Source organism: Exiguobacterium sp. s123 (genome assembly GCF_018617075.1).
Taxonomy (GTDB): Bacteria; Bacillota; Bacilli; order Exiguobacteriales; family Exiguobacteriaceae; genus Exiguobacterium; species Exiguobacterium profundum.
In genome coordinates this window covers 212,139-229,738 of sequence record NZ_JACSJL010000005.1, presented here as the reverse complement: position 1 = coordinate 229,738, position 17,600 = coordinate 212,139, and the positions used below count along the sequence as shown (strand labels likewise).

19 protein-coding genes are annotated in these 17,600 nt (G+C 49.3%); 2 read left to right on the top strand and 17 right to left on the bottom strand.

All coding sequences use genetic code 11. From position 1 onward, the window contains the following. Positions 1 to 12 precede the first annotated feature (12 nt). The 11 genes from KNO72_RS10765 to KNO72_RS10720 all read right to left on the bottom strand — a co-directional run bounded on the left by KNO72_RS10765 (position 13) and on the right by KNO72_RS10720 (position 9,312). Entirely contained in the window at positions 13 to 783 is a 771-nt protein-coding gene (locus KNO72_RS10765; RefSeq protein ID WP_214758145.1) for an ABC transporter permease, read from the bottom strand. Next, on the bottom strand, positions 773 to 1,105 hold the full coding sequence (locus tag KNO72_RS15635) for an ATP-binding protein DrrA1-3 family domain-containing protein (protein WP_251028324.1): 333 nt from the start codon (positions 1,103 to 1,105) through the stop codon (positions 773 to 775). The genes KNO72_RS10765 and KNO72_RS15635 overlap by 11 nt, the downstream gene beginning before the upstream one ends. Before the next feature lie 29 nt (positions 1,106 to 1,134). After that, complete coding sequence (locus tag KNO72_RS15630) at positions 1,135 to 1,695, bottom strand: ABC transporter ATP-binding protein (protein WP_251028323.1); 561 nt, start codon at positions 1,693 to 1,695, stop codon at positions 1,135 to 1,137. Between the two features lie 87 nt (positions 1,696 to 1,782). Further along, complete coding sequence (gene glpX, locus KNO72_RS10755; RefSeq protein ID WP_012727392.1) at positions 1,783 to 2,754, bottom strand: class II fructose-bisphosphatase; 972 nt, start codon at positions 2,752 to 2,754, stop codon at positions 1,783 to 1,785. A 14-nt stretch (positions 2,755 to 2,768) separates the two neighbouring features. Further along, entirely contained in the window at positions 2,769 to 4,025 is a 1,257-nt protein-coding gene (gene murA / locus KNO72_RS10750; protein ID WP_214758142.1) for a UDP-N-acetylglucosamine 1-carboxyvinyltransferase, read from the bottom strand. A gap of 27 nt (positions 4,026 to 4,052) precedes the next feature. After that, positions 4,053 to 4,703, bottom strand: a complete 651-nt coding sequence (fsa, locus tag KNO72_RS10745; protein WP_214758140.1) for a fructose-6-phosphate aldolase — start codon at positions 4,701 to 4,703, stop codon at positions 4,053 to 4,055. A gap of 74 nt (positions 4,704 to 4,777) precedes the next feature. After that, the gene (locus KNO72_RS10740; protein ID WP_214758138.1) at positions 4,778 to 5,608 is read right to left on the bottom strand and encodes a hypothetical protein; all 831 of its coding nucleotides are present in this window, start codon (positions 5,606 to 5,608) and stop codon (positions 4,778 to 4,780) included. 94 nt (positions 5,609 to 5,702) lie between these two features. Further along, positions 5,703 to 6,557, bottom strand: a complete 855-nt coding sequence (gene fba, locus KNO72_RS10735; protein WP_012727395.1) for a class II fructose-1,6-bisphosphate aldolase — start codon at positions 6,555 to 6,557, stop codon at positions 5,703 to 5,705. A gap of 161 nt (positions 6,558 to 6,718) precedes the next feature. Continuing rightward, a complete protein-coding gene (locus KNO72_RS10730; RefSeq protein WP_214734528.1) occupies positions 6,719 to 7,078 on the bottom strand; it encodes a response regulator in 360 nt (119 codons plus the stop codon). A gap of 91 nt (positions 7,079 to 7,169) precedes the next feature. Continuing rightward, entirely contained in the window at positions 7,170 to 7,529 is a 360-nt protein-coding gene (locus KNO72_RS10725) for a YxeA family protein (RefSeq protein ID WP_078147681.1), read from the bottom strand. Positions 7,530 to 7,653: 124 nt separating this feature from the next. Beyond that, complete coding sequence (locus KNO72_RS10720) at positions 7,654 to 9,312, bottom strand: glycerol-3-phosphate dehydrogenase/oxidase (protein ID WP_078147682.1); 1,659 nt, start codon at positions 9,310 to 9,312, stop codon at positions 7,654 to 7,656. 261 nt (positions 9,313 to 9,573) lie between these two features. Between KNO72_RS10720 and KNO72_RS10715 the strand changes: the two genes are divergently transcribed. Continuing rightward, positions 9,574 to 10,689 (top strand): NADH-dependent flavin oxidoreductase, encoded by a 1,116-nt coding sequence (locus KNO72_RS10715; RefSeq protein WP_078147683.1) that lies wholly within the window; start codon positions 9,574 to 9,576, stop codon positions 10,687 to 10,689. Between the two features lie 38 nt (positions 10,690 to 10,727). Here the strand turns inward: KNO72_RS10715 and KNO72_RS10710 are convergent, their stop codons facing one another. Next, positions 10,728 to 12,059: a polysaccharide deacetylase family protein gene (locus KNO72_RS10710; RefSeq protein WP_214758136.1), complete on the bottom strand. Its 1,332-nt coding sequence runs from the start codon at positions 12,057 to 12,059 to the stop codon at positions 10,728 to 10,730. A 17-nt stretch (positions 12,060 to 12,076) separates the two neighbouring features. Continuing rightward, the gene (locus KNO72_RS10705) at positions 12,077 to 12,259 is read right to left on the bottom strand and encodes a hypothetical protein (protein ID WP_078147685.1); all 183 of its coding nucleotides are present in this window, start codon (positions 12,257 to 12,259) and stop codon (positions 12,077 to 12,079) included. A gap of 127 nt (positions 12,260 to 12,386) precedes the next feature. Between KNO72_RS10705 and tnpB the strand changes: the two genes are divergently transcribed. Beyond that, the gene (gene tnpB, locus KNO72_RS10700) at positions 12,387 to 13,475 is read left to right on the top strand and encodes an IS200/IS605 family element RNA-guided endonuclease TnpB (protein WP_214730228.1); all 1,089 of its coding nucleotides are present in this window, start codon (positions 12,387 to 12,389) and stop codon (positions 13,473 to 13,475) included. A 116-nt stretch (positions 13,476 to 13,591) separates the two neighbouring features. Here tnpB and KNO72_RS10695 read toward each other — a convergent pair whose 3' ends face one another. The 4 genes from KNO72_RS10695 to rpoE form a co-directional block, all read right to left on the bottom strand. Continuing rightward, positions 13,592 to 14,140: a GNAT family N-acetyltransferase gene (locus tag KNO72_RS10695; RefSeq protein ID WP_078147687.1), complete on the bottom strand. Its 549-nt coding sequence runs from the start codon at positions 14,138 to 14,140 to the stop codon at positions 13,592 to 13,594. Between the two features lie 31 nt (positions 14,141 to 14,171). Continuing rightward, positions 14,172 to 15,014 (bottom strand): TVP38/TMEM64 family protein, encoded by an 843-nt coding sequence (locus KNO72_RS10690; RefSeq protein WP_214758134.1) that lies wholly within the window; start codon positions 15,012 to 15,014, stop codon positions 14,172 to 14,174. 137 nt (positions 15,015 to 15,151) lie between these two features. Further along, positions 15,152 to 16,747 (bottom strand): CTP synthase, encoded by a 1,596-nt coding sequence (locus tag KNO72_RS10685; RefSeq protein ID WP_214758132.1) that lies wholly within the window; start codon positions 16,745 to 16,747, stop codon positions 15,152 to 15,154. Between the two features lie 249 nt (positions 16,748 to 16,996). Then, positions 16,997 to 17,476, bottom strand: a complete 480-nt coding sequence (gene rpoE, locus KNO72_RS10680) for a DNA-directed RNA polymerase subunit delta (protein ID WP_012727404.1) — start codon at positions 17,474 to 17,476, stop codon at positions 16,997 to 16,999. Positions 17,477 to 17,600 lie beyond the last annotated feature (124 nt).

Below are 17,600 nucleotides of genomic sequence, written 5' to 3'. Positions count from 1 at the left end.
CAAACTCCTCCTTTATTTTTGCTTCAACGCTCCTCTCGCGTTTGTTGCCGCAAAGACAATCATGAGTATACTCATCGTACCCGCGACTGCGAGTCCTGCCGAGAGTGCTCCCCAATCAATCTCAGGTTGAGTCAGAACCGCTCGCATCCCTTCAAAGATATAGGTCGTCGGATTGAAGGTTGCTGCCACTTTCAACCATTCGGCTTCAATCAATTCTTTCGGAACGAACGTCGTCGACAGGAAAATCAAAGGAAAGAACAACAATGTCCCTGCCTGGGCCGCTTGAGCGTTTCGTGTCTTCAAGGCGACACCTACTGAATATCCTGCGAAACCAAGTCCAAATCCAATGGTGAGCAGTACTGTGAAGAAGAAACCGATTGCCCCGACTGGAATCGTGAGACCGAGAAGAAATGCGACTGCAAAGATGAGTAGCGTTTGAACGAGCAATTGCAACATCCCCGCAATCATCGGTCCGAGCACAATCGCGGTACGCGTCGCCGGTGTCAACAAGAGCCGTGCGAAATAGCCACTCTCAATATCTCGGACAAGCGCCTGACCTGTGCCTCCCGCTCCCCCGACTGCGCCTGAAACAATGGAAACGGGTAAGATGAAGTTCAAATAATCGCTCCCTTCGAACTGAGGCAACGAGGCCACGCTCGACAAGCCGCTTGTATACACGAGTAAAAAGAAGACAGAGATGATTAAGTTCGGAATAAATGAGAACGGATTTCGGATGGTCGTCACCAAACTCCGTTTCGTGAATAGCCGTGTCTCAGTCCACACGAATCTCGCCTCCTTCGTATGACTCGCCCGTCACTTTCAAGAACACATCATCAAGCGACGGTTGTTTGACAGTCAATCGCTCAGGTTGTAGCCCTTGTTCATCTAACGAACGAACAATCTCAGTCAACGTCACGTCACGTAGCTCAAACGATACATGTGTGCCGTTCGGAGTTGTATGAAATCTTGTCGCGGCAAGAGTCGCTTCCGATTCCGAAACAAAGTCCATCGCGATCGTTTCACCACCGACTAGCTGTTTCAATTCCTCGGCCGTTCCTTCACTCACAATCTTCCCATGGTTGATGATGGCAATCCGGTCCGCCAACTCATCGGCTTCCTCTAAGTATTGGGTCGTTAAAAAATCGTCGTCCCAAATTCCTCATCCAATCGACGTACTTCATTCCATATCTCGATTCGGCTTGTCGGATCGAGTCCTGTCGGTTCGTCTAAAAACAAGACCGTCGGACGATGGACGAGCGTGAGAGCCAAGTCGAGACGTCGCCGCATCCCACTGGAATAGGTGCCACTCCGGCGATCGGCCGCATCCGTCAGTGAAACGACTTCGAGTAACTCACTCGCTCGACGTTGCGCCTCTTTATTCGACATCTTAAACAAACGCCCTTGTAAGACAAGGAGCTCTCGTCCCGTCAGCACTTTATCAATCCCTGTTTCTTGTAAGGCGACCCCAATCGATAATCGGACATCTTTTTCTTGTTTGACGACATCGAATCCATTGACTCGTGCCGCTCCAGATGTCGGTCTCACGAGTGTCGTCAACATTTGCACCGTCGTCGATTTACCGGCACCGTTCGGACCTAAAAACGCAAAGATTTCTCCTTCTTTCACAGTAAATGACACGTCATCGACAGCTGGAACATCCTTGAATGTCTTGACGAGTCCTTCTACTTGAATCATCACACCCACCTCCTGACTACCCATTCCCGTTTTCTGACGCTTTCACCACAAAAAAGTCGTGGACGTTTGCACATCCACGACTTCTGATTATTCTGGTTTCATGACCATTTTTGGTTTTTTCGTAAGCGAGTGGTTCCCTTCGACGAAACGAACGGTTCCGGATTTGGCACGCATGACAACCGAATGGGTCTGTCCACCTTGTGACGTGAATTGGACTCCACGTAACAGCTCTCCATCTGTGACACCGGTCGCTGCAAAGATACAATCTTCACCTTTCACCAAATCATTGAGGAGAAGGATTCGATCCGTATCTTCGATTCCCATGTCATGGCAACGTTGTTTCTGCGCTTCGTCTTCTGGGAGTAAACGTCCTTGGAAGTCTCCACCCAAACACTTCATCGCCACAGCCGCGATGACACCTTCTGGCGCCCCACCTGAACCGAGAAGCAAATCGACACCCGTTTTCGGGAAAGCGGTATTGATGGCCGCGGCGACATCCCCGTCCGGAATCAATTTGATTCGCGCACCGGTCGCGCGGACACGTTGAATGGTTTCTTCGTGACGATCCCGATGTAAAATCGTGACGACGACATCTTCCACGTTTTTCTTCTTCGCTTTCGCCACGATTTCGATGTTCTCTTCAATCGAATTGTCGAGACTCACGAGTCCCGCCGCTTCCGGTCCGACTGCGATTTTATCCATATACATATCCGGTGCATGAAGAAGATCGCCTGCATCCGCGACCGCGAGAACCGCAAGGGCTCCCCACGTCCCTGTCGCTACGATGTTCGTTCCTTCTAACGGGTCGACGGCGACATCGAGACGAGAGCCATAGCCATTCCCGACTTTTTCGCCGATGTATAGCATCGGGGCTTCATCCATCTCCCCTTCACCGATAACAACAATCCCTTTCATCGGAATCGTGTCAAACACGTCGCGCATGGCGGTCGTTGCCGCATCATCCGCTTCGACTTTTAATCCTCGTCCCATCCAACGGGCTGAAGCAAGCGCCGCCGCTTCTGTCACCCGAACCAGTTCCATCGATAAACTTCGTTCCACCCGAAATCTCCCCTTTATACCTCGGTATGTTCCTCCACCCAAACGAGCGCACCGAGTTGTTTTAATTTGCCGACAAAGTCGACATACGAATCATTCAGTCGTTCTGCATGCAGTAGTGTCGATTCTCCAGATGCTTGGAGCGCCGACAGCACCAGGGCCGCAGCACTCCGTGCATCGGTACATTCCATCTCTGCGTTCGCCAGTTGATTCCCGCCACGAATGACAGCCGACGCATCTTCCAAAGTGATTTGCGCATTCATCCGGCGCATCTCAGCGATGTGTCGGAATCGTTGCGCATACAATTTATCGGTAACGACACTCGTTCCGGCCGCTTTTAGTAAGGCTGCCGTCATCACCGGTTGCAAGTCGCTCGGATACCCCGAGTAATGAAACACACGAATGTCTGTTGGCATGAATTGGTTCGCCGTCACGGTAATTGACTCTTCACCGACCTCAACGTCTGCTCCGAAGTCCAACAGTTTTTGGATGACTCCTTCCAGGTGTGTCGGAATGACCGGTTGAACGGTCACGTGACCGGATACGGCACCGAACATCATGAACGTTCCGGCCTCGAGGCGATCCGGAATCAGTGTGTGCGTACAACCGTGGAGTCGCTCCACCCCTTTGATTCGAATCTCATCCGTTCCGGCCCCACTCACATGTGCCCCCATCGATGTGAGCATCGTAGCCACATCGACGACTTCCGGGTCGCAGGCCGCGTTTTCGATGACTGTCGTCCCTGTCGCCAGAACAGCCGCAAGCATCGCACTCACGGTTGCCCCAAACGACCGCAAGTCCAAGTAAATTCGATTCCCGACAAGTTCATCGACCCAGACATGGTAGAGACCTAATTCATTCTCGACGTGAATGCCAAGACGTTCCAACGCTTTCAAATGTAAGTCAATCGGTCGTGGACCAATCGCATATCCTCCAGGTAATCCAACCGCCCCTTTTCCGAAGCGAGCCGCGAAGACCCCGAGTAAATAGACAGCGGCACGGACTTTACGCGTCTCAGAACCGAGGAGGGGCATGGCGACTGCTTCATTCGAATGAATCGTCATTCGTTCGCCATCCCGCTCTACTCGTACCCCTAATTCTTTCAACAAATTGACCATCACTTCCACATCTTCAATCATCGGAACGTTTTCAATCGTCACCGACTCCTCCGTGAGAAGTGCAGCCACAAGGCAAGGGAGAGCGCTCTGTTTCGCTCCGCTAATCTCGACGGTTCCTTCTAGTTTTTGCTGCCCAACGATATGGAGAAATTCCACGCTGATCAAAACCTTTCTACGACGGACTTATTTGGATTGAGCGTTGTTCCAATCCGCTAAGAACTGCTCAATGCCTTTGTCTGTGAGCGGATGTTTCATCATTTGTTCGATGACTTTGTAAGGGACTGTCGCAATGTCAGCCCCGAGAAGTGCAGCTTTTGTCACGTGAACCGGGTGACGCACAGATGCTGCGATAATTTCTGTCTCGATGCCATGGATTGCAAAGATGTTGGCAATGGTCTCCACTAAATCGAGCCCATCTTGTCCGATGTCATCCAAGCGTCCGATGAATGGAGAAACGTATGATGCTCCGGCGCGCGCCGCAAGTAACGCTTGGTTGGCGTTAAAGATGAGCGTGACATTCGTCTTGATCCCAAGCTCCTTGAACTGTTTTACCGCTTCCATCCCCGCTGGTGTCATCGGTACCTTTACCGTAATATTCGGCGCGATGGCGGAAAGTTCCTTTCCTTCTTCCACCATACCCGGCGCATCAAGTGCAATAACTTCGGCGCTGACCGAGAGATCCCCGACGATCTCACAGATTTCACGAAGTCTTGTATGGAAATCGACACCTTCTTTGGCGACGAGCGATGGATTCGTCGTCACGCCTCCAATGACGCCCATTTGATGAGCTTTTTTAATGTCTTCCACATTTGCTGTGTCAATGAAAAAACGCATATGTGCCTCCTCCTTAATTTGTGATCGCTTACAATCTCTATTATGAGGAAAGTCATGTCGAATTGCTATACCCTTTACGTCAACGATGCGATTGCAAGCATCGATCCTGCGACAAGGCCAATCCCAGCGAGCGTCCCGAAAAATAACCATTTCATAATTTTACTTTGCTTCACATAGTATGCTTGGTGTGGTCCTTCTTTCAAACGTTCCAATCCGTGGGTTTCAATCCAATTCGTTGCTGCCGTCTGCTCATCTGCCACAAGGTCGCCGGTGTAGACAAATGGAACGATTTCTTCCGGACGACTCAACCGTTCAAATCGCTCACGTCGTGTCGAGATATTCGCACCAATCCAATACAATTCTTTTGGTGTGTAAAATAGCGGAATTCCCTGCTCATGGAAAGATTTTATCCATTGATCAAAGGCAACCAGATCACGTTGATCGAACAAGATTTCCATGGCATCATCTTTTGTCATAATCGATAGCATCGGAGTGTACTCTACCGTAGGCCGACCAATCCGAACCGTCGGAGACGGCTGTGTCTTTCGGACAATCGCCGGGAAGAAGACGATTTGTCGAATCGCTGAGATTGGAAATGATTGCTCGACCGACTCGCCCGGTTCATGCCGATACGTCACACCCTCGATGCTCGTTGCGGTCATTTCGTATCTAGAGTGATTCCGTTCTTTCCAAAATAAACGACGGAATGTGTTCGTAAACCAATACACCCCAAACCCACCGATGGCGACTAAGACTAACAATGGAATAAGCCAAGGTACCGGATAATAATAAATTAAAATGAGTGGGGCGGCGGCTAATGCTAAAGAAAGACCAATCAACACGACTGCTCCATATACATAAAAGATCCGCCAAAACAATTCTGTCGGTCGCTCGTTATAAATCACAAAGACTCCCCCTTTTTTCACCATATATGTATACGTTCCCTAAATCATCAAAAAAAGGCTGACTCTTTTGTAGAGTCAGCCTTTCAGGACAGGATTAAGCTTGGTTGCTTGAACCAAACTCACGCATCTTGCCAGTAACGACGTTATAAATCGCTTCGATACCAGGTCCGATAATTTTACGTGGGTCATATACTTTTGCATCAGCAGCAACTTTCTCACGTACCGCACGAGTCCATTCTTGTTGGCACTCTGTGTTAACGTTGATCTTGCTGTGGCCGAGCTCGATTGCTTTTTTGATTTGGTGCTCAGGAATACCTGATCCGCCGTGAAGAACGAGTGGAGTTTGTGTCGCGTTTGCGATTTCTTCCATCTCTTTGAAGCCAAGTTTCGGCTCACCTTGGTATTCACCGTGTACAGAACCGAGTGCTGCAGCAAGTGCATCCACTTTCGCTTCTTTGACAACACGTACACACTCGTCGAGGTCAGCGTATTGTACGCCACCGATAACGCCGTCTTCTTCACCGCCAACTGTACCGACTTCCGCCTCAACAGAAGCACCTTTAGCGTGCGCGTACTCGACAACTTGTTTCGTCATTTCGATGTTTTCATCGATCGGGTGGTGTGAACCGTCGATCATGACTGACGTGAAACCAGCGTCGATCGCTGCTTTACACTTATCGAATGAAGAACCGTGGTCAAGGTGGATTGCAACTGGAACAGTGATGTTGTAGTCGTGCATAAGACCTTCAACCATTTTGACAACTGTCGTGAAGCCACCCATGTACTTCGCTGCACCTTCTGATACACCGAGGATTACTGGTGATTTCTCGTCTTCCGCAGCGCGAAGAATCGCTTGCGTCCACTCGAGGTTGTTGATGTTGAATTGGCCGACTGCATACTTACCTTCGAATGCTTTGTTAAGCATTTCTGTCATTGATACTAATGGCATAATGACATCCTCCTGTCTGTTCGCTATTATACACGTTTGGGAAAAGTTCCCCCGTGTAATTCGTTCCCATTATAACACACCGTAAAACATGTGCCCATGCTATTCGGGCATAGAAATGACTTAGCGCAAGCGTTTACATATGTCATCTTGGTGACGAAACGTCAAATTTTCAAGACTTCTTTCACTTTTTCAATCATCCCATAAATATCAAACGGTTTCTCAAATTGTGCCGTGATCCCGAGACGGCGCACTTCTTCAATCACCGTTTCTTCCCCAAACGCCGTCATGATCATGACAGGTGTGTCTAACGGTTTCTCGCGCATGCGACGCAATACTTCATGTCCAAACATACGAGGCATATTCATATCGAGCAATACCAAATCATATTGCTCCCGCTCTAAAAACTCCCAGGCGCTGATGCCGTCTTGCGCCGTGTCCACGTCTACACCCATGTTTGTGAACAATTGCGCGAGCATCGTACGAATTCCGTCCTGGTCATCTGCTATTAACATCCGTGACATGCATGTCCCTTCTTTCATTCATCGTTTACCATATTCAAACAATTTAACCTTACCAAACTCATCTCTTTTTCGCGACGTCTATCTTTTGAAATCAAGGGAACGATGGCTCGGAATTGTCTTCTTCCTGTTCTTCCTTCAACTGTTCAGGTACGTCTAGGACATTCACCTGCTCGTAGTCGGTCACTTCCGCATCTTCTTCTTTCACGAATACCCGCAGATAGTTTCCTTCCGGTAACAACCCCGAAGTGGCAATCGACAGAGGACGTTTTTTTCCATCCTCGTCGTATCCGATGAGATCATAGCGATAACCGGATGAAGTTTGTGTCGCCACTTCTGCACTTGGGACTTTGACATAATAAACATCGGCCAATAATCGATTGGGATCGACATAACGCCACCCTACTACTAATAGAATGCCAATCAATAGGATGGCAACGAGATTTCGTTTCATAAAAAGTTCTCCCTCAATCTAAGAATCACTACTTATGAGGTATACCGTTATTCCGAATCGACGAAACCATGCCACAAAAAAGGTTCATCCTGTTTAGAATGAACCTTTCCTTCGATACAGTGCATTACGATTCGACAGTCACAGGCACAACTGCGATTTCAATCTCCTTCTCGACCTCTTCACGCTCTTCTTTCAAACGCTCATCCGACCATTTGAAGACGTCGGCCATGCAGCGAAGGACACCGTCTTTGTGTTGACGTACGAAATCGATATCAAAGAACATCGCTCCGGTCCGACGAATCAAGAAGTCGATGGCACGAACGACCGATTCTTCTTCAATGCCATAAATCAACTGTGCATAGACGACCTCTGGCAAGTCATACGCGTTCGAGTCCATCCGCTCGATGACGCGGTCAATATTCGAACCGTATAGACGGACGAGTTCTTCCGCGTGCCCCGCGTCGAGACCGTGATTTTGAAGTTCTTTCGTTTTCTTCTCAAGGAAGTCTTTGAATCCTTTCGAACCGCCGACGTGACCACCTGACATCGGCATATGCTTCGTCCGGCTCGCCAAGTAAACGACGCCTTCTTCTTCTTTCAACAATTTGGCGACGAGGTCGACGACTGTTTCTGACATCTTCCGATATCCTGTCAATTTACCGCCGGCAATCGTGATCAAGCCGCTGTCTGACTGCCAAATTTCGTCCTTACGTGAAATTTCAGAAGGGTCCTTTCCTTCCTCATAGATCAACGGACGAATACCCGCCCAGCTCGATTCCACATCGTCTGCTGTGACATGGACGTCCGGGAACATATAATGGATCGCATCCAAAATATAATCGCGGTCCTCTGTCGTCATGCGTGGATGCGCTTTGTTTTTATCGAAGAACGTATCCGTCGTTCCGACATATGCTTTGTTTCCGCGTGGAATGGCAAAGACCATGCGCCCGTCTGGTGTGTCGAAATAAATTGCCTGTTTGAGTGGGAATTTCGATTGATCGATGACGAGGTGAATTCCCTTCGTCAAACGAAGTTGTTTGCCTTTTTTCGAGTTGTCTTCTTCTCGTAACTCATCGACCCACGGACCTGTCGCATTGATGATTTTCTTCGCATAGACGTCATATGTCGACCCGTCGATTTGGTCTTCAACGTGTACACCGGCTACTTTGCCGTTCTCATAAATCAACCCTGTCACTTTCGCATAGTTCATAAGAAGCGCACCATGATTTGCCGCTTCTTTCGCCACTTCGATTGTCAATCGCGCATCATCCGTCCGGTACTCGACGTAGTATCCACCACCGACTAAGTCATCTTTTTTGACGAGCGGGGCTTTTTTGATGACTTCATTCGGCTTGAGCATCATGCGACGTTCTGCCCGTTTGACGCCTGCGAGGAAGTCATACACCATGAGTCCGATTGAAGTTGAGAAGGGACCAAACGTGCCTCCCTTATGCATCGGTAACAGCATCTGTTCCGGTGTCGTGACGTGTGGACCGTTCTCATACACGATGGCACGCTCTTTCCCGACTTCTGCGACGAGCGCCACTTCAAATTGTTTCAAATAGCGGAGTCCCCCGTGGACAAGTTTCGTCGAACGACTTGATGTCCCAGCTGCAAAGTCTTGCATCTCGAGGACAGCTGTCTTCATCCCACGCGACGATGCATCGAGCGCAATCCCCGCTCCGGTAATCCCGCCACCGACAACAAGAACGTCATGACGTTCACTCGTCAGTTGTTCATATCGTTTCGCTCGTTCTTTCGCTGAGAAATTTCTGATTTCCATCTTATTCCCTCCTATAGTAAGTACGGTTCAATGAATAGAAAAAGAGACCACAACAAAAACAAGGCTTCCCCCTCCTGTTGTGGTCTCTCTATTGTCTCGAACCGAATATCAACTTTTCTTCTGTATTATACCCTATTCTTTTTAGTTCAATCATCTCTTACGCTTGCGCAATCTGTAATGTGTTCATTCACAAGCATCCGACTCGCATTTTTGAGCCGAGAAGCTTAGACTTCAAGGTATCATGTTGAAGGAGGATTTCAGATGAAACGTATGTTACAACCTTTTCAGTTCAAAAATGGGGTCGAAGTACCGAACCGACTCGTCTTGGCTCCGATGACACATTACTCATCAGAACCAACGGGCGAAGTATCCGAGCATGAGCTCGCCTACTATCGGAAACGGGCGCAAAACGTCGGGCTTGCGATTACAGCATGCGCGTACGTGACAGAAGACGGGAAAGGGTTCCCGAACGCATTCGGGGTCAATGACGACAAATTCATCCCGGGTCTCCGTCAATTGGCGGAAAGTTTAAAAGCGGAAGGTGCAAAAGCCATCCTTCAAATTTTCCACGCTGGGCGGATGTCACCACCTGAACTCGTCCCGAACGAACAACCTGTCAGTGCAAGTGCCGTCGCACCGGTCCGAGAAGGTGCCGTCACACCACGTGCCCTCGAGACGTCAGAAGTCGAAGCCATCATTGAGGCGTTCGGTGAAGCGACGCGTCGGGCCATCGAAGCCGGATTTGACGGAGTTGAGATTCACGGAGCGAACACCTACTTGATTCAACAATTCTTCTCACCGCATTCAAATCGCCGTGAAGATCGCTTCGGCGGTGATGTCCACGGACGTTTGACGTTCCCACGCGAAGTCATTCGTCGTGTGAAAGAAGCAGCTGCAGATGCAGAAGACTTCTTAGTCGGCTATCGTTTCTCACCGGAAGAAATCGAAGAGCCAGGAATCACACTCGACGACACGGATGTGTTACTCGATATGATTTTAGAAGAGGGCGTCGATTATATTCACGCTTCTCTCTGGAACTTCAACACAGCTTCCATGCGTGACGAGAATGTCACGGAGCGTTCGATAGACCGCATCGCCAATCGAATCAATGGTGCCATCCCACTCATCGGAGTCGGGCAACTCCAACGTCCGGCCCAAGTGGAAGACGCACTCGACGTCGTCGATTTTGCCGCACTCGGTCGCGAACTGATCATCGATCCAGAATGGCTCGAAAAAGTGAAATCGGACCGCGAAGACGAGATCGAGACAGAACTCGACTTGAACAAACAAGCCGAACTCGCTGTCCCAGCTCCGCTATGGAACGCCATCACGACACGTGCCGGTTGGTTCCCAATTAAAGATCAAGAAGTGAAATAAAAAAATGAACCTGCCGTTTATCACGGCGGGTTCATTTACTATTTCAACGTCAAGAGCTCACTCATCGTCACAAACGTGTACCCTTCACGTTTCAGCGCATCGAGAACTTTCGGCAACCCTTCAGCTGTGGACTCATGAATATCATGCATCAAGACAACAGCACTTGGATGGACATTGTCCATAATCAAGCGATACATTTGATCGGCATTACGGTGACTCCAATCAAGAGAATCGACCGTCCATAGTGCAAGGGTCTGCTCCTTTGTCTGAATGATCTGTTCAATCATTTCATTTTTAGCCCCGTATGGTGGACGAACCAATGATGGGCGTTGTCCCGTAAGCCTCTCAATTCGTTCATCAACCTGTTCGAGTTCCTCTTTGACTCCCTTCTCAGACAATTTTGTCAAATCCGGGTGATGTTCCGTATGGTTTGCTAGCTCATGACCTGACAACGCTACTTGTCTCGCCACATCAGGATAGAATTCCATCTGACTCCCTAACATAAAGAACGTAGCACGCGCTTGGTATTTCTCAAGTGTCTCAAGAATGTGAGGTGTCACAACCGGATGGGGTCCATCATCGAACGTCAGTGCAACATATTTCCCATTAGGTTCAAGCGGCTTATTTGAGGGACTCATGATTGGAGAATCTTCTTCTTGTGTAGTGGGCGTATCTAATTTGGATAACAAAAACGGCTCAACTTCCTTCATTGGAATATGAACTTCTACCACACCTGCCGCTCCCGCTGCCACTTCATACTCGTCAAATATGACATCTAGACCAGAGGACGTCAGTATCCACTTCGTCGATTTAGGATGTTTAATCGCTTCACGTAACTGATTCTCAAACACGTATTCTCGATGTTGTAATTGTGTGATGACGCTATGCTTGAACCATTCTAATGCATGTTGGTCATCACGTAAGACATCATCCCATTCAATGAACGTTCCGTCCGAAAGGTTCATCCGAAATACGTCGACAGTGGTTTGACCATTCGCACCACCAGTGAATGCATAAGTATGAACGACTAGCGTATATTCTCCCTCATTCGTTTGATATGTATCGGTCTGAATATTTAAGTGACCCGTTTGACCGTGACTAGGGGTGAGGTTGTGTTGAAATGCTTCTTTCTTTTCTAAAATGAATGCATCCAGCTCCTCGTTTAGCATTTCATAATCCGTTCTCGGAACTGAGATTGATGTCGTATATCTTTTCGCTTGTTCACTCTCTACCGTTAAATGTAACCCGGGGTATTGTCCGGTAAAGGATGGTGTCGGAACTTCTTTAATCGTTGGGGCGGCTCCCGCGATGTAATACCATGTACCCATCCCAATCAATAACGTCATAATAACTAACATGTGTCGTCTCATTCTTATTCTCTCCTATTTCATTCAATCGATTCGATTGTATCAAACTCTTCACGAATGAAATCGTCAATATGGCGACAAATATATACAAAATCATACAAAACAGGTACGTCGTCTTTAACAAAAGTAGGCGAGAATTCTCCCTCCTCTAAGCGTCTCGGGGCGTAGCCCAGCGTGGGCGGGAGATGAATCACCCGGTCCAAAAGTCTTTTCCCCCTGTGACAGATATGACGAACAAAAGTTCGTGATTCCGTCAGATTCTCCCTCCCCTTCCGCGGGTATCGGACGAGGAGGATACATCACGATCTTCTGGAGGGAGGAGGGACGGACATGCTGAAAGGTTACACATACAGGCTCCACCCGACGCCCGCACAGGCCGATTTCCTCATCAAGACGATCGGCTGCGCCCGGTTCATCTACAACAAGCTGCTCGAGGACCGCATCGCCATCCGCGATGAGGCGAAAGCGGGGATCGTGACGAGACGGAAACCGGCGACACCCGCCTCCTACAAGCCACTGTTCCCGTTCCTCGCCGAGGCGGACAGCCTCGCGCTCGCGAACGCAAAGCTGAACCTCGACACCGCGTTCGCGAAGTTCTTCGCCGGGACGGGCGGCTTCCCGGCCTTCAAATCGAGACGGCGGTCGCGCGCCTCCTACACGACGAACAACCAGCACGGTACGATCCGCATCGAGAACGGCAAGGTGAGACTTCCTAAAATCGGGTTCGTGCGGTTCACACAACATCGCCCGTTCGAGGGCGTCATCCGGTCGGCGACGGTCTCGATGACGAGGACGGGCAAGTTCTTCATCTCCATCCTCGTCGAACAGGACGATGCACCATGGATTCCAGTCGAGCACAAAGTCGGGATTGATCTCGGCCTGGAACATTTCGCCGTCATGACGAACGACGCGATGGTCTCGGAGAAGATCGAAAACCCACGTTTCCTTCGTAAGTCCGAAGAAAAGGTCAAGAAGGCACAGCGCGCGCTGTCACGCAAGAAGATCGGAAGCAAGAATCGTGAAAAAGCCAGGCTGATCCTCGCCAAGAGACACGAGAAAATCGCCAACCAACGCAAGGACTTCCTTCACAAGCTGTCGAGACGGATCGTTGACGAGAACCAAGTCATCGTCGTGGAGATATTGAAGTCGAAGGACATGATGAAGAACCACAAGGTCACCAAATCGATTGCAGATGTCAGTTGGTACGAGTTCGTCCGACAACTCGAATACAAATCAAACTTCTACGGACGGACGCTCATCAAGGCAGACCCCTGGTACGCATCGACCCAAATCTGTTCTTCTTGCGGCAAGAAAGGTCAGAAGAAGACGATGGATGTCCGTGAATGGACGTGTGCCTGTGGCGCGCACCATGACCGTGACATCAACGCGAGCATCAACCTGTTGATGTTGGCCGACTGACAACCCTTCAGGGCAGGGACTGCCCGACGAGCTTGGTCCATAACCGTGGCGGTAGGAGCACGGTCTTTCCAAGAAGCTCCCACTTCAATTTGCAAAGCAAATAAGTGGTGAGTAGTTCACATAGACGGCGTACCTGTCTTCATCCATTCTTCGCGTAACATACCCATCCGAATCGAATCATAGCGCTTCTCGTTCACGACACGCACTTGACGGATTCGACCTTCGAGTTGCATCCCTACTTTTTCAGCGACCCGCATCATCCGTTCATTCCCGGACCACGTCGTCAAGCCGACACGGACAACGGGTAGCGTCTCAAATAGATGCTCGGTCCATAAGCGAAGGGCACGCGTCCCGACACCACGATTCCAGCGGTCGGACTGATGCAGGATGATGCCCATCTCGAGCCATTCTCGTCCGGCATCTTCGAAATAGTAAGAAACGGTCCCATATACGGTTCCATCGACCTCAATGACCCACATGTCTTTTTTTTGAATGAGCGACTGCTCGATTTGCTGAAACTCTTCGTAGGACATCGCCTTATGTTCGAAGTAAGGAGCGTCCCATTGTTTCCACTCCGGTGTTGCATCCCGGTAAATCAATTCCCATAGTCGGACTAAGTCTTGTTTTTCAATCGGTCGAATGACCACTTCTTGATCTTGTCGCATGTTGTCTTCCTCTCTATAGATCGTCCTTACCTTATTCTTGTGTCCCGTTCGAATCTCCTTTTTTTCGTTTCCGCCAAATGAACGCAAGAATCAAGACAATCACACTTGCCATGACAGAAGCGATCGCGATTGGACTCGAATCGGTCATAAACAATTGTCCGATGGAGACAGAGTAGGCAAGTCCGAACGACGTGACGAGTTTTGCCCCGAACGCGATGCCCGCAAAACGCGGGAATGGCACGCGACTAAACCCAGCAGCGAGACAGATGACCTCATCCGGCAAAATCGGAATGATGAACAACACGAGCAATACACCAAGACCGTATCGATCGACATATCGATCGTATGTCTTCAGTTTCTCTTCATCGACCCAACGAATCATGCGTCCTCGGCCAAACCGGGCCAACCCATACATAACAAAGATGCCAAGCGTAGTCGAGATGCTTCCGACTAAAGCCGCACGAAACGGTCCGAGCGCGACACTCCCAATCGGCACACTGACCGCTTCCGGGACCGGCAAGGCAATCGGTTGTAAAAAGCTAAATGCCGAAAACACCCAGACCGCCTGTCGTTCATATTGTGCTAATAGACGATCCAACCCGTATGTGTCATAAAGGACGAGTCCGAACGAGACATAATAGACGAGAACGAAAATTAAGAAGAGCGAGAACGTGATCTTCCACATCTGCTTTAGGATGACGTTCGAGCCGTGCCGAATCGCCCGCAGCAACCCGACCGAAAGAGCGAGTAAGACAATGCCCGTCCAACCGAGCTGGTACGGCAGTAAGAGAGAAGGCAAGACGACGAACGGCAACAGACTGAGCGCGACAAGCCCCAATCCATATCCAAGATAAATCGAATGTCGTTCTTTCATGAGCCATCACCCTCTCCCCGTTCTACTTCTAGTGTACCCAGAAAGTGAAGGGGATGTATCCTGCCGAGGGCACCTTCCCTCTCATGCTTTTGACGTAGAAAAGCCACGATCCGGAATGGACCGTGGCTTTCAATCACTTATTCTCCAAGTGACGCTTGGATGAAGTCATGGAATAGACGTTGTGGACGTTCTGGACGCGAAATCAATTCCGGGTGGAACTGTGATGCCACGAACCACTTGTGTTCTGGAATCTCAATGATTTCTACGAGACGACCGTCCGGGCTCGTACCTGAGAACTTGAAGCCTTCTGCTTCAAACGCTTCACGGTACTCGTTGTTGAACTCATAACGATGACGATGACGTTCGTAAACGAGCTCTTGATTGTATGCGGCATGCGCGTTCGTCCCTTTTTCGAGTTTACATGGATAGAGTCCGAGACGAAGTGTGCCGCCAAGGTCTTCGATGTCCTTTTGCTCTGGAAGAAGGTCGATGATTGGATACGGTGTCGATGGATCGATTTCAGCCGTATGGGCACCGTCCAACTTCAAGACGTTACGGGCAAACTCGACCGTCGCGAGTTGCATCCCGAGACAGATTCCGAAGAATGGCACGTTGTTTTCACGAGCAAAACGTGTCGCTTCAATCTTCCCTTCGATTCCACGCTCACCGAACCCACCTGGAACGAGGATTCCGTCCGCATCGCCGAGGATGCCTGAGACGTTTTCAGCCGTCACATCTTCTGCGTTGACCCAGTCGATGTCGATGTCCGCGTTGAACGCATAACCGGCGTGCTTGAGTGCCTCTGCGACTGAGATATAGGCATCACGCAACTCGACATATTTCCCGACGAGGGCGATTTTCACTTTCTTCTCAAGGTGTGTGACCGTGTGAACGAGTTCTTTCCACGCCGTCATGTCGGCAGCTGGTGTGTTGAAACCGAAGTAGTCGTTGACGAGTTGGTCCATCCCTTGTTTTTGAAGGTTGAGCGGTACTTCGTAAAGTGTCGATGCGTCTTGCGCCTCGATGACCGCTTCTTTACGCGTATCACAGAAGAGGGCGATTTTCTCACGCATATCTTCTGGGATATCGTGCTCCGTACGGAGAACGATGATGTCTGGCTGAATTCCGTAGCTGCGAAGCTCTTTGACACTGTGTTGTGTCGGTTTTGTCTTCATCTCACCTGCTGCGCGAAGGTAAGGGACGAGTGTACAGTGGACGTACATGACGTTCTCTTTCCCAATGTCATTCTTCACTTGGCGAATGGCTTCGATGAACGGAAGGGACTCGATATCCCCGACTGTTCCACCAATCTCTGTAATGACGACATCGGCGTTCGTCTCGCGTCCTGCACGGAAGACACGGTCTTTGATTTCATTCGTGATATGCGGAATGACCTGAACCGTCCCACCGTTATAGTCTCCACGACGCTCTTTCTTCAAGACAGTTGAATAAATGCGCCCTGATGTGACGTTCGCGTTTTGCGACAAGTTGATGTCGATAAAGCGCTCATAGTGTCCGAGGTCAAGGTCAGTCTCAGCGCCATCATCTGTGACGAATACTTCTCCGTGTTGATACGGGCTCATCGTACCTGGGTCAATGTTGATGTATGGGTCAAACTTCTGAATCGTGACGTTGAGTCCTCGATTTTTGAGTAGACGCGCGAGCGAAGCTGCCGTGATCCCTTTACCGAGCGAAGATACTACCCCGCCTGTTACGAAAATGTACTTTGTCATGTTTCTTTCTCCTCTCTTGAATACCAACCATCGGGAAACGAAAAAACAAAAAAAGCAAAAGTGCCCCCGAAAATGGAGGACACTTTTGCTGCATCGTTACGTGCTAAACTAGCCCATGACTAATTTACGCCAGAGACGATGCAGTCGTCAAGATTTTATTTTTTCTTTTTTTTTCAAGTCGATGAACACGACTAAAAAAGAAAAAGAGACACGCCTAGCCGGGCGCAATGCCCGGCTTTTTGCGGTCTCTTATAAATCATCCTCGTCTTCGAGATCGAGGTCGTCGTCCAAGTCGTCATCCTTGAAGTCATCAAGGCCTTCTACTTTTTCTTCTTCGTCCTCATCATCGAATTCAGATGAATCGTAATCTTCAACTTTTGCGAATACATCCAAGTCATCTTCGATATCGACGATGCCTTCGTCTGCTTCTTCGAACTCTTCTTCGAATTCGTCAAGCTCACCACGTTGACGTGCTTCGATAACGAGATCTTCATCCGACTTATCGAATGGGTACCAAACGCGAAGCGCCCAACGGTTTGCTCCTAAGTTGACGAACAACCCGTCGATGTTCAAATCGGTGTAAAGTTGTGCGATTTTCTCGAGTTCTTCCTCTTCACTCGCAAACGTATAGTTTTGCTTGATTTTTTCGCGAATCTCATCAAAAGAAACAGGCTGTTCGCCAGTTTCTTGGAGAAGTTCATAAACGAAATCAATCAACGATTTATTCATTAAAGGACACTCCTTTTCCGTCACTAGTTAAACATCACTCCTCATTATAAACAAAAGCGATATGAAAAAGCTAGGGAAAATTATGATTCATGTATTCTACTCGGACGAACTCGGAACCAGTACA